9 protein-coding genes are annotated in these 11,318 nt (G+C 42.6%); 3 read left to right on the top strand and 6 right to left on the bottom strand.

Annotated features, from left to right (window positions below; all coding sequences use genetic code 11):
- Positions 1 to 227: 227 nt before the first annotated feature.
- From CKK33_RS19345 to CKK33_RS19335, 3 genes are all read left to right on the top strand, one after another.
- Positions 228 to 650 (top strand): BLUF domain-containing protein, encoded by a 423-nt coding sequence (locus CKK33_RS19345; protein ID WP_158223491.1) that lies wholly within the window; start codon positions 228 to 230, stop codon positions 648 to 650.
- Between the two features lie 72 nt (positions 651 to 722).
- A complete protein-coding gene (locus tag CKK33_RS19340; protein ID WP_095705692.1) occupies positions 723 to 1,910 on the top strand; it encodes a Gfo/Idh/MocA family protein in 1,188 nt (395 codons plus the stop codon).
- A 42-nt stretch (positions 1,911 to 1,952) separates the two neighbouring features.
- Positions 1,953 to 2,816 (top strand): sugar phosphate isomerase/epimerase, encoded by an 864-nt coding sequence (locus tag CKK33_RS19335; RefSeq protein WP_095705691.1) that lies wholly within the window; start codon positions 1,953 to 1,955, stop codon positions 2,814 to 2,816.
- Positions 2,817 to 2,833: 17 nt separating this feature from the next.
- On the opposite strand, the gene CKK33_RS19330 is transcribed toward CKK33_RS19335, so the two are convergent.
- From CKK33_RS19330 to CKK33_RS19305, 6 genes are all read right to left on the bottom strand, one after another.
- Entirely contained in the window at positions 2,834 to 3,607 is a 774-nt protein-coding gene (locus CKK33_RS19330) for a GLPGLI family protein (RefSeq protein ID WP_095705690.1), read from the bottom strand.
- A 1-nt stretch (position 3,608) separates the two neighbouring features.
- A complete protein-coding gene (locus tag CKK33_RS19325) occupies positions 3,609 to 6,443 on the bottom strand; it encodes a TonB-dependent receptor (protein WP_095705689.1) in 2,835 nt (944 codons plus the stop codon).
- A gap of 109 nt (positions 6,444 to 6,552) precedes the next feature.
- On the bottom strand, positions 6,553 to 9,309 hold the full coding sequence (locus CKK33_RS19320; RefSeq protein ID WP_095705688.1) for a S8 family peptidase: 2,757 nt from the start codon (positions 9,307 to 9,309) through the stop codon (positions 6,553 to 6,555).
- 78 nt (positions 9,310 to 9,387) lie between these two features.
- Positions 9,388 to 10,221 (bottom strand): M57 family metalloprotease, encoded by an 834-nt coding sequence (locus CKK33_RS19315; RefSeq protein ID WP_198952508.1) that lies wholly within the window; start codon positions 10,219 to 10,221, stop codon positions 9,388 to 9,390.
- A gap of 208 nt (positions 10,222 to 10,429) precedes the next feature.
- Positions 10,430 to 10,984 carry a dTDP-4-dehydrorhamnose 3,5-epimerase gene (gene rfbC / locus CKK33_RS19310; RefSeq protein ID WP_095705687.1) on the bottom strand — a complete coding sequence of 185 codons (555 nt, stop codon included), beginning with the start codon at positions 10,982 to 10,984 and terminating at the stop codon, positions 10,430 to 10,432.
- A gap of 2 nt (positions 10,985 to 10,986) precedes the next feature.
- Positions 10,987 to 11,289: a DUF4286 family protein gene (locus tag CKK33_RS19305; protein ID WP_095705686.1), complete on the bottom strand. Its 303-nt coding sequence runs from the start codon at positions 11,287 to 11,289 to the stop codon at positions 10,987 to 10,989.
- Positions 11,290 to 11,318 lie beyond the last annotated feature (29 nt).

Genomic DNA, 11,318 nt, shown 5'->3' with positions numbered 1-11,318 from the left:
GGGCTTTTTTGCGTCAGAAACTTTTTTCAGTTACTAACTGCACGCATATCCTTCGATAAAATTCAAACCATAACCCCATCATACGTAGGACTATATTTCTCCAATATCTGATAAAGCTATTTTAGAAGATATCTGATTGTCACAAATAGGTGATTTGCTGCTCTTCCTGCCAAGAAAAGTTTGCCTGCCAAAATATTTTTATTAATATTGAGGCATCTACGTATACCATGAAAACTATTGTCTATGTAAGTAAATCGGCATATCCTATGCACGAAAATCAGCTGCTTGATATTCTGCACAGTTCGCGTATACATAATGCAGCACTCAAGATTTCAGGCGTATTACTTTATTCTGAAGGTACATTTATACAATTATTAGAAGGTAAGGATAATTTTATTGATGCGTTGTACAAGCGTATACAAGCCGATGAAAGGCACAAGAATATCATCACGTTGGTTGATCGGTCTACGCCCGAAAAAAGTTTTGAGCAATGGCTTATGGGGTTCGCCGTAACAGATGCGAATAAAACAGAAAAACTGGTTGGTTACCTCAAATCAATAAACGACTTAGACCTGGATAATAAAAGCAATGAAGCTGTATCAGCTATTAAAGATTTTATTGAAAGTAACAAACTTAATATCCAGGATTAAGTCTTTGCCCCATACTTGCATATCTGCCCTGCTACCGTTATCTTAACGGCATAAACCATTCCCTTTTATTTTATGAAAATTGCAATGCTCGGCTCGGGCTTTATTGCCAGGTTTTATGCGGATTCATTGATCGGTCATAGGCGTATTGATAAGCTTCATGCGGTTTATTCACGCAATATTAAAAAGGCTAAGACATTCGCAGCCGATTATGGGCTACCTATTTATAGCGATAACCTGGAAGAGGTAGTAAATCACCCGGAGATAGATGTAGTCGTAATTTCGCTGCCTAATGACCTTCACCTTACCGCGGTTGAAGCTTGCGCTAAAGCTGGTAAACACGTGTTATGCACCAAACCATTGGGCCGTACTGCTGCCGAAGCTAAACAAATGCTGGATATGGTGGAGCAGGCCGGGGTTATGGGCGGTTACCTGGAAGATCTTTGTTATACGCCTAAGTTCAACAAATCTTTAGCGAGTGTTAAAGGCGGCAGCCTTGGCCGCGTTCTTTGGGCCAAAAGCCGCGAAGCGCACCCCGGCCCTCATAGTAATTGGTTTTGGAATAAAGAGCAGAGTGGCGGTGGTGCCATTGTGGACTTGGGTTGCCATTGTATTGAAATTGCCCGCAACTATATTGGTAAGGATGTTCGCCCGGTTGAGGTGATGTGCTGGGCAGCTACGCAGGTACATCCAATAGATGCCGAAGATAACGCTATAGGTATGGTGAAATATGCTAACGGTGCTATTGGCCAGTTTGAGGTAAGCTGGTGCTTTAGAGGTGGTATGGACTTGCGCGATGAGGTAATGGGTACAGAAGGCACCATATGGATCAATAACTTTCTGCGTACTGGGTTTGACATGTTTAGCACCGGTAAAGAGGGTGGTTATGTAGCCGAAAAAGCGGAAAGTAACACTGGGTGGTTATTCCCTGTCGGCGATGAGGTAAACGAACTGGGCTACAATCACATGTTTACCGATATGTTTGAAGCCATTGAGCAAAAGCGCGAAGCTTTTGAAACTTTTTATGATGGTTACGTGGTGAATGCCATCATCGATGCAGCCTACGCATCAACCAAAAGTGGGTTATGGGAGCCGGTAATAATTGATGACTGGAGGGGACGAAAAGAAGATAACAGCGGTAATAAATTTGCTGAGTTTGATGAGCAATACTACCTCATTAAGGAAGAAATACTACCCCACGGCGACCGTAAACTTATTCTCAAGGATAAAAAGACCGGTGAAGTAATTGTAAGGGACCTGTAATTCTGATTAATATAACTTTTAAGGACCCTAAAAGATTAACGCATGAACAGAAGAAACTTTATCCAAACCGGCGGCATGTTAGCTGCACTGGCAGTATCACCGACCATGGCGAATATTACCCATAAGAAGCCTGCCTTAGGTATGCAGCTATACATGGTAAAAGAAGATATGGAGCGCGATCCGGCTGGTACGCTTAAGCTGCTTGGTGCTATGGGTTACAAGCAAATAGAAAGTTATGGTAGCGATAAGGGAATATTTTGGGGATATAGCCATAAAGATTTCAAGAAACTTGCCGGTAGTTTTGGTTTAGAGTTGATCAGCAGTCACTATAACCCCTGCAGTCTACAGGAGTTTGACAGATTAGCCGGGCAGGCGGCAGAAATCGGTATGAAATATCTGGTGTGCCCCTGGTTAGGCCCGCAGAAAGATATTGACGCCTTTAAACGATTTGCGGAAGATTTTAATCAACGGGGAGCTATCTGTAAAAAGCACGGATTGCGGTTCGGTTACCATCCGCATGATTATCCGTACAAAGCGGTTAATGGACAATTACCTATTGATGTATTATTAAATAATACCGATAAAGCACTTGTAGATTACCAGATGGATGTGTACTATGCCATTACAGAGGGTGCCGACCCTTATGCCTACATGCAAAAATATAAGGGCCGTTTCACCTTGGCACATATGCGCGATGTGCTGAAGAAGCGCTTACCCGCCGGCAGCAAAGAAGAATCTGCCTGTGACCTGGGAGAAGGTATTATTAACTTCCCTAAGTTTATTGCAGCAGGCGAGGATAATGGCATGGAATTTTTCTTTGTGGAACAGAGCCGCTATCATAACGAAACGCCTTTACAAAGCGCGCAAAAAAATGCCGCATACTTAAAAAGCATGCGGCTGTTATAAGGAATAGGAGATAGGAATTATAATAAAAAGCTCTTCAGGTATGATTGCCCCCAGGTACCCCAATCTTTCATCACTTTTTTCATGGTAGCTACAAAGCCTTTGTAATCCGTTGCTTTACCTTTGGCAGGTATTTTTAATTGATTTTCAGATACGGGTAGGTCGGTTACCTTGGTAGCAAACCAGGTAATATTATCATGTGGCATGGCTACCCCTAATATCATCCCTGGTAAACCCGTAAATGATTCCGGCCCGCCAGATAGGGGTATCTCATCTGTATAAAAAGCGACCACATAAACAGAATCCATAATAACCGCGTTGGCCCTGCGGCAATTATAGCCGGCAATTTCGCGGGTTTCATCCGTAATTTTCCAGTTGATCTTACGCACGGTATCCTTTACTAAAAACTGTTCCTCAAAAACACGCTTTGCGCTGGTACTAATGTTGGTGCTCAAATCGGTATAAACGGTATTGCCCTGCAAACCCTCCGGGACATCGCTAAACCAGCTGTTGTTGCTTTCAGCAGGAGCTGCGGGCGTAAACAAAGTCTTGTTATTACTAAACGTGAGGGTGCTCTTTAATACTTTAAACTGTGGTTGAGTTTTCTTGTAGTTCTCAAACGCCTGCGCGCCAAAGCTACCTTCGTCATCCCCCATACGTTTCTTAATGATCGCGTACATGTTTACGCGTTTTTCATATTCAATAGTGCCCGAGGTGGTGAAATGCGCGTTGGTTTGGGCGAATATGCTGCTGCAGAACAACGAAGCTATAATGGTTAGTATTAAATTTTTCATGTTATTTTTTTGCAGGCGCTCCGCCGCCCATTTTATTAAAGTCCCATATTACCGAAAACAGGAAGTACCTTCTAATAGTAACCGAACGAGTTTCGCTGTAATTGGTACCGTTTGAATTACGATTAAAGCCCGAATTTTGGTTTAAAAGGTCGTTGCCTGAAAGCATCAACTTTAAGTTTTCAGACTTGAAGAATGATTTACTGATCCGTGCATTCCAGATAAACTGCCTGAAATCGTCAGGCAAGGATTGCGTGGCTGCCTGGTAGCTATAGTTACCATCCGTTCCAATTTGAAATTTAAAAGGCAGGTAAAAGCTCATGCTGCCATTAGCGCTAAAACCATAGCCGTTGTTATTAATATTCGGGCTTAATGATGACTGCCCTGTGTTGTACATCGGCCCTGCCGATAGATCAAAAGAATATTTCTTTTGCACGTATTTACTTAGCTGTAACTGTGTGTTGATGGTGTTAGATGAAGTGCGGTTTAAGCGTTTCCCCGAAAGATCATCGGTTTTAAAGCTATAATACACTGCGCCATTCACGTTTGCCGAAGCTCCTGCGTTAATGCCCCAAACACCGGTTTTACGCCCCATGTACAGGCCTCCATAGTAATTGAGCGGTGTTTTACCTGAAAGATTTTCATACTCAAAAGTGTTTTTACCCGTAGCTGTACTGGTGGTGATGTTATTTACAATAGGGTCTTGAGTAAAAGTGAAGCCGCTATATAATGACACATATTGCTCGCTTAATACCTTATAATTATTAAAGTTAACGTTAAAGCGGTGATTGAAAGACGGGCTAAGGTTAGGGTTACCGATAGTAATATTCAGCGGGTCGTTGTTAATGCGTACCGGCTGTATCTGGTCAATACTTGGTTGATTTTGGCTTCCATTATAACTAAACCTGAATGAGCCTTGTGACGCATAACGGAACTGATAGGTTAACTGCGGATTCCAGTTGGTAAAATGCCGCTCCAGAATATTATCAACCGATGAACCACTTTGCATAAAGGTGGCAATTTGCTTAAAGCGCAGATCGGCCACACGCGTACCAAAATTAAGGGTGTGTTTACCCTTCTTATAATTAAATATGGCACCCACCTGGTTGCTAAACTGGTTAAATTTGTAATCGCTGCTTAAAGAATCTATCAGCACATTGTAGTTCCCCGGGGCCGATTGACTGTATGATTTACGGTCGGCGTTACTGTTATTAATGCTAATACCATAATTAAATACTAATGATAGCGCTTTACTTAAAGGTTCTGTATAAGTAATGTTAGTAAGGAAGTTAGATCCCCTGAGATCGTTGGTCTTAAACTGATCGATCAGTTTGGTACTGTCTTTACCTGTACCGGTTGAATTAAAATAATTGATCTGTGAGTAAAGATTACCGTGTGCCTTACTTTCATTAACACCGCCAGTGATGTTTACGGAGAAAGTGCGGCCCGGTTTTTTGAACTTCTTGTTATAAAATACTGTCGCGTTGAAAATTTTACCGTCGAGTTTGTTATCCAGCCTTCTGTTTTGGTTGTTTACCAGGGTGTCGTTCCTGAAAGTAGATGATTTATCTGTGGTGTTGGTTTCAGAGTTTTTCAGGGTGCCGTCAACCGTTACTTTTAAATTTGAAGTAGTATCCAGTTTAACCTGGTAGGTAGCATCAGCCTTTTGCCTGAACATGAAGTTATGACTGGTTTCGTCAGAATTGTTGCCAATGACAAGCGAATCTGAAAGGGTATTACGGGAAAGTGAAGTACGCTGGCCATCAACAGTTAATGAACCAATCTTATAGTTAAAGTTGATAGACTGTTTATCGCTATTCCATTTATTATCATAATGTACCCCTCCGGTACGGGCAATTGGTATACCCTGGCCGTTATAATGCCCATCGAATGAATCCAGATCATCGCCACTGCCCGAAATATAGATGTCCCCGTTATCACCAAAGCTCATACCCTCCTGGGTACCTAACTTATTATTATCTTCCCATCCTAAACCTATTTTTCCTGTATTACTTATAGTGCCATAGGCAGAGAATTTCTTTTTCCCCCTGAATTTGTTAAACAAAGCCTGGGTTTCGTAAAAATCGTCTGTACCGACACCGCCTGTAACTTTACCAAAATATCCGTTCTTTTTGTCCTCTTTTAATTTAATGTTGATAGTCTTGGTTTTTTGGCCGTCGTCAATCCCGGTAAAAGTAGCTTGGTCGCTCTTTTTATCATAGAGTTGCACCTTATCAACCATATCGGCACGTATGTTTTTGGTAACAAGGGTAGGGTCGTCACCAAAAAATTCTTCCCCGTCAACCAATACTTTAGGGACTGATTGCCCCTGGGCAGTTATTTTCCCATCTTTATCTACCTGTATACCGGGCAGCTGTTTAAGCAGATCTTCTACTTTTGAGTTAGGTTCTATTTTAAATGCTTTGGCATTAAATTCTGTAGTATCGCCTTTAATTTTAATGGCCGCTACGGTACCCTTCACAATTACTTCTTTTAACAAGCGCGATTTCAGGTTCATATTAATGTTACCGAAATTGCGGGTAGTTTTTACCGAATCAAGCGAGAACGGCTCTACGTAATCGGCGTAGCCAGGGTAGGTTACCAGCAGGATAAACTTGCCTTTACCAAGTCCGTTGATGCTGAAAGAGCCGTCAGACCGGGCGCGGGTAAATTTTCGGAGGGTGGAGTCTTTAGCGTTAAGTACGCTGATGGAGGTGTTGGCCAACTTGGCATTGGCAACGCTGTCTGCAGCTATACCCTTAATAGCATAGGGCGATTGCTGCGCAAGCGCGGTTAAAGAGCACAGGAATAATACCAGTGCCGTAATTGTGATTTTCATTACTTAGGATTTGATGTCGCAATATATAACTAAAGTTTTAGTAATAAAAAATTACGACATGTTAAAAAGTGTTAAAATTACAGTTTAGACTAACTGTGACGATATTATGTTACGGTAACTTAACAATTTTGTTTGTAAGTAAAGTTTTACCATTAAGCGTGATAACTCCAACGTATATGCCGGGGATAACTGGTATAGTGAGGTGATTTTCGTAATTATTGAAAGTGGTATGAAAAGCCGTTTTGCCAGCCATATCATATAAGGTGAAGGTATACGGTTTTGAGTCGCCGGCGAGGATATTGAGTTGGGTACTTACAGGGTTAGGATAAAGGGTAAACTGGTCGGTTTGTAATAGTACGGCACTTGCCGTATCTGTAGTTATGGTACTGTTATCTGTTTTATTTAAAACCGCCCTGTAATAATTAAGACCTGCCTGGGGGCTGGTGTCAACAAAATTGTAATTAAAAGCACCAGGTGTTATGTTGGATTTGCCGATGGTAGTGTAATTATCCTTGCCGGTAAGCCTTTGCCATGTTACCGATGCCAGTCCCTGGGTACTGGCTATAGATAGGTCAAGTGTAATTTGAGTTTTGTTGAGCGGTGCAGCCAGTAAGGTTTTAACATAGCAGCCTACTCCCTGCGCGGTAGCATCTATGGTATAGCTTTTTATACCTTCAAAGCCATTGCCTACGGCGCTTACAGCGTAGTATTTTGAAGTTTGCAATTGTGGCGGGATAATAATGGAGGTATCTGTAACGGATGAAAGCTGTTGTAAACGATTATTGTTAATGGTGTAGATATGATAACCCATTGCATTTGGCTGTGGGTTCCAGTGCAGTAGTAGCCCATCTGTGCAGTTAAAGCCTACCTGCAGGCTACGCGGGGCCGAGATCACAAAATCGGTACTGGTAAAGATATTACTACCGATCTGCATTTTTATCCTTGCCTGGGTAAAGGCATCGGGTGCCTGCCATTTATAGTCACCCTGGTTGAGATTAACCGCGCCCGAAAGCTGCTGCCAGGTTTGCCCTTTATCATAACTGATACTAAGTATGCCGTTTACATTGGTGAAGGTATGTTGCCACCTTATATAGGCATCTTCACCGGGAATTAATGGCCTTAATGCTGTTGGCGCAATCCACTCAAACTGGCCGGCTGCACGGGTTTGGTAACTGACAAAAAATGACTGGTTACCGTTCTTTATCGTTTTTGCATAAATATTGATGGTGTAAACACCCGCCTGCGGCGATTGCAGCGTTACCTGTTCTACATTGTTAAGCGAATCGCGGCCCGGTTTTGCCAGTGCACGCAGTGAATCCGCTGATGGATAATTGCTCAAAACCCAGGGCTGATATGTTTTTCCATCAGGTCCGGTGATGGTGAGATCAAGATCGTTTACCAGCGCGGCAGCCGCATTAAGATCTGCGGCAGGGTCGGCCCAGGCAAGGGTAGCTTTAAATGAGTAAGTATTAGTAGGAACGGTTATTTGATAGCTGGCTACTATATCCTGACGTAATATACCAGTCTTAAAATCTCCGGCGTTTAAACTCCGAAGTGCTTCCAGCGCGTTAAGTTTGCCAAAGCCTGTTTTAAAATCAACATGGAGATTACCAACATCATCGGCAGTATTGATGAGTATGCTTTTGATCAGTGCCGATGGCGCGGGCTGATGATATTTTGATTGGTAAGCTTGTTTTAGTAATGCCACGCTGCCGGTAACCAACGCGGCCGCGCCGGATGTGCCATCTTCGCCGTCGGCAACCAGTTCGGGTTTCACACGGCCATCATAAGCCGGACCGGATGAACTAAGGTCTTCAGGTATGCCGGTTAAGCCGGTACCGCCTACCACCAATACATTTTTTGCCTGTTTAAATGTGCCCGAGAGGTTGGCCATATTATCAATGCCTGAATAAACACCCGTATTAGGCGTAGTGGTGCCGATATTACCCGACGAAAAAACATGCATCAGGGTGTCGTTTTCATAGGTTTGCTGGTCATAAGCGGCGGCTTCTATGCCGTAAAAATTTTCAATACCCGTTCCGTAAGAATGGTTTTGTAAGCCAATACCGAAATTCCTGAAAGCGGTAATGGTATCAGGTAACAGGCGGGAAAAATCTGATGAGGTCAGTCTTACTTCAGGAGCAGCTCCTTTGCCTTTAATGAAAGAATTACCGCTGCCACCAATGAGCGTAGCCATAATGGTAGCGTGGGCAGAGCTGTTTTCGGGCAGGTCGATAGATTTAAAAGTGCGGCCCAGCAGGTCAAGGTCTTCTTTATCAAATTGCTCTTCTTTAACACTTACTCTTACACCGCTGCCATTGATAGTGGGGTACAAAGCAGCTATAGCATCAATGTTGTTTTCGCCCAAATCAAGATCATTAATAGTGAGTTCGGTATGGGGTTTTCTTACTAATGTGGCCGCTGCAATGGTGGTATCGCTTAATACCTGCGGAAGATCTGCGAGTTTTACTTTAACAGTTGTATATGCCAACGTTGTATTTTTTTGCCTGGTTGCCAGCGTCAGCTCCACCTTTTTCTGCGGTGAGTGTTGGTAAGCGTAAATGAGGTTGTCGTCGGCTTTCCAGATAGGATTTGCAGGGCTTACTGTAACCCCATAGGTACTGTTAAGTGTGCCTTTAGCAGATACAATGTAATAGTTATAGGCCAGGCGCCTTAAAATTTTAGTTCCCGGTATAGCCGGTCCGGAACCGTTAGTTTTTAAAAGGTATACAGTTTCACCATTAAACTTACTGTTAATGCCTGCTGCTCCGAAAGTTTTGCTCATTACCGCGTCTTTAGGTAACTGCTGACCCAAAGCGAACGCGGAAATAAATAACAAGAGAAAACAGGCAAAAAGTTTAAACATAAGGTAAAAAATAAAGGGGAATAAAATTCCCCTTTAAAATAAAGCACTTGCTTACATTAATCAAAGCTATATTTTGGTTTAGTAAAGGTAATCTAAAGCAATTTTATCATTTGCGTTAAAGGTTCTGTCGCCCCCGTTTGAGCAGGCCAGCATCCATGAACCTGCATCAGCGGTTGATGGTGTGCCCGGGATAAGTATCGCGCCTACGTTTGACGCGCCTTCATTAGTAGCGGTGCCGCCACAGCTAAATGCACGGTTAAAGTAATCGGTATGGCGGAAACCAATGCAATGGCCCATTTCATGCTGCAGCACAGAGGTAAGGTAATTAACATCCGGGTTTGTACCATAAGCCTGTGAGTTGGTGTTCATTTGTATCTGGCTGTAAGGGTTACCCTGTTTGGTTGGGAAACCTGATGAGCCTAAAGTAATGTAGCCACCGCTTGGGCCTTCGTTAAAGCCAATGATCTGTATTTGACCACCGCTGCTAACGAACTGAAATTTAAGCCTTAAGTTTAAAGCATTATAACGTGCAATAGCGTTTTGCGTTGCGGTTGCATAAACTGTTGGCAGGTTAGAAATAGATACCGTAACGGTACGCGGAAGGTTTTTTACCAGGTTGGTAGTACGGTATTGCTCAGTTTCGGCAATGCGTACATTAGGGCTGGTGCTGGCTTCTGTTAAGTTTTCGTTAGTTAATACAATATCGCCTTCTACCAGGTAACCGTTGCTTACCTTTCTCACCTGGTCGGTGCTAAAGCCGAGGTCGGAGATGTTTTTCAATACCGCTGAGGATATACCGTTTTGTGGGGTGTCGGCTGTAGCGGTTTTGTTGTTCTCTTTAGTACAAGCAAATAATACGGTGGCCGCGAACACGGCTGCTGCGCCGGTTCGGAACATAAAGTTAGTTTTCATACGTGTTTAGTATTTACTGAATTAAATAGTTTAGTTATGTAGCCGGCCAGCTATCATGGTATACGAAAGATAGGAAAATAAAGTTATAGGTATTAACAAATAATTAATGAATTTCTTAAATATTCCTTTTGGTTGTTGTTTTATTGTTAAACGAAAAAGCCGTAACATTTATGTTACGGCTTTTTATAAGGAAAAACGTATCTATGCTTTAATAGACAAAGGGACTTTGGTATGATTTCCAGTCGGACAATAACTGGTCTTTTTCTGATACGATAGCATCGAACTCATTAATGCCCCATCCAATGGCTAATTCGGGATCGTTCCATATTAAACCGGTCTCAGAAGCCTTATCAAAGTAGTTGGTTACCTTATAGGCAAATATGGTGTCATTCTCTAACGATACAAAACCATGCAGGCAACCTGGTGGTATGTAAAATTGCTTATTGTTCGCGCTGGTAAGCTCAACAGTAACATGCTTTCCATAAGTGGGCGAGCCAAAACGTACATCAAGCGCAACATCCAAAACAGCACCTTTTATTACCCGTACCAGTTTACCCTGCTCAAAAGGCCCTTTTTGGGCGTGCAAGCCTCGTACTACATTTTTATGCGAAACCGATTGATTATCCTGCACAAAGTCAACATCAATTCCTTTTTGTATAAAATGCTTTTTATTAAAAGTTTCTATAAAGTAGCCGCGATCATCGGCATAAACGTTGGGCTCAAAAATGTATGCTCCGGGGATGATGGTATCTGTAATGGTCATTATTATTCAACTGTTTTCATTAACGTATTGAACAATACAAAACGCTCGGCAAATTGTTGTTCATGCGCGTCTTTAAACCTAAATAGGTGTTTGCTGTAAAACTCCTGGAATTGCTCCATGCTGTCGGCGTTATATTGTACACAATAGGTAACCCCGTCGTTAGGCGAATCAACTATGCTGAGTATACGGTATGAGCTAAAGCAGCCGGTAGCCATAATGGCCGGTATATGTACCTCTTTCATCCAGGTAAGCCATTCCTGCTCGGCTGTGTCATCTAAAATTACAGTGTCATTGTAAACTATCATGTGGTAAAATTACAATTTGTTTTGTTGGG

It is taken from the genome of Mucilaginibacter sp. MD40 (assembly GCF_002288635.1).
Classification (GTDB): Bacteria; Bacteroidota; Bacteroidia; order Sphingobacteriales; family Sphingobacteriaceae; genus Mucilaginibacter.
Note: the sequence above shows the minus strand (reverse complement) of the source record. Positions and strands in the feature narration are given on the sequence as shown.

Bases quoted from the DNA above. Each gene is read 5' to 3' on its own strand.
- CKK33_RS19320 (WP_095705688.1), bottom strand. From the start codon at position 9,309: ATGTTTAAACTTTTTGCCTGTTTTCTCTTGTTATTTATTTCCGCGTTC.
- CKK33_RS19345 (WP_158223491.1), top strand. From the start codon at position 228: ATGAAAACTATTGTCTATGTAAGTAAATCGGCATATCCTATGCACGAA.
- CKK33_RS19325 (WP_095705689.1), bottom strand. From the start codon at position 6,443: ATGAAAATCACAATTACGGCACTGGTATTATTCCTGTGCTCTTTAACC.
- rfbC (WP_095705687.1), bottom strand. From the start codon at position 10,984: ATGACCATTACAGATACCATCATCCCCGGAGCATACATTTTTGAGCCC.
- CKK33_RS19315 (WP_198952508.1), bottom strand. From the start codon at position 10,221: ATGAAAACTAACTTTATGTTCCGAACCGGCGCAGCAGCCGTGTTCGCG.
- CKK33_RS19305 (WP_095705686.1), bottom strand. From the start codon at position 11,289: ATGATAGTTTACAATGACACTGTAATTTTAGATGACACAGCCGAGCAG.
- CKK33_RS19330 (WP_095705690.1), bottom strand. From the start codon at position 3,607: ATGAAAAATTTAATACTAACCATTATAGCTTCGTTGTTCTGCAGCAGC.
- CKK33_RS19335 (WP_095705691.1), top strand. From the start codon at position 1,953: ATGAACAGAAGAAACTTTATCCAAACCGGCGGCATGTTAGCTGCACTG.
- CKK33_RS19340 (WP_095705692.1), top strand. From the start codon at position 723: ATGAAAATTGCAATGCTCGGCTCGGGCTTTATTGCCAGGTTTTATGCG.